Annotated in this window: 1 protein-coding gene; it reads left to right on the forward strand. The window is 71.0% G+C overall.

What is annotated here, in order from left to right; translation table 11 throughout:
• The coding region (locus tag GT354_RS20670; protein ID WP_161357829.1) for a TOBE domain-containing protein at positions 1-690 on the forward strand (690 nt) is incomplete at its 5' end.
• Positions 691-848 lie beyond the last annotated feature (158 nt).

Consider the following 848-nt stretch of genomic DNA (forward strand, 5'->3'; position numbering starts at 1 on the left):
CGTGTCGCGATGGGCCGCGCGATCGTCCGCGAACCGCGGGTGTTCCTGATGGACGAGCCACTGTCCAACCTCGACGCCAAGCTACGGGTCCAGACGCGCATTCAGATCGCGGGCCTGCAACGGCGGTTGGGCACGACGACGGTGTACGTGACACACGACCAGGTCGAGGCCATGACGATGGGCGACCGCGTCGCGGTACTCAAGGACGGCATCCTCCAACAGGTCGCGACCCCGCGCGAGATGTACGAGCACCCGATCAACGTGTTCGTGGCCGGATTCATCGGTTCACCGTCGATGAACCTGATCGAGGCCGACCTGACCGAGGACGGCATCCGCTTCGGCGACGTGCCGGTCCCCCTCACCCGCGCGGCGCACGCGACCGCCCGGTCGGAGGGCGCCGAGCGGATCACGGTCGGCGTCCGACCGGAGCACCTGGAGGTCGCGTCCGGCACCGACGGCGACAACGCCGGCCGGGGCCGCGGCCTGCCGATCGTGGTCGACGTGGTCGAGGAACTGGGCTCCGACGCCTACGTATACGCCACCGCCCAGGTCAACGGCCAACCGGTCACCCTGGTGGTCCGGGTGGCAGGCGACGCGGTCCCCGCCAAGGGCGAGACCCTGTACGTCACTCCACGCGCCGACGAAATCCACAAGTTCTCCCTGAGCACCGGCGAACGCCTGGCCGACTGACCACCCGGTCAACGCCCTTGACCGCTTCGCCGAACCCACTGCCACCCAGGGGAGGACCCGGTCGGGTGGGGCGGCGCGGGAATCGGGGTCGGGGTCCGGGTCGGGGTCCGGGTCCGGGTCCGGGTCCGGCCCGAGTCGAACTCCGGGCCCGGGCCGGG

It is taken from the genome of Streptomyces sp. SID3343 (assembly GCF_009865215.1).
GTDB lineage: Bacteria > Actinomycetota > Actinomycetes > Streptomycetales > Streptomycetaceae > Embleya.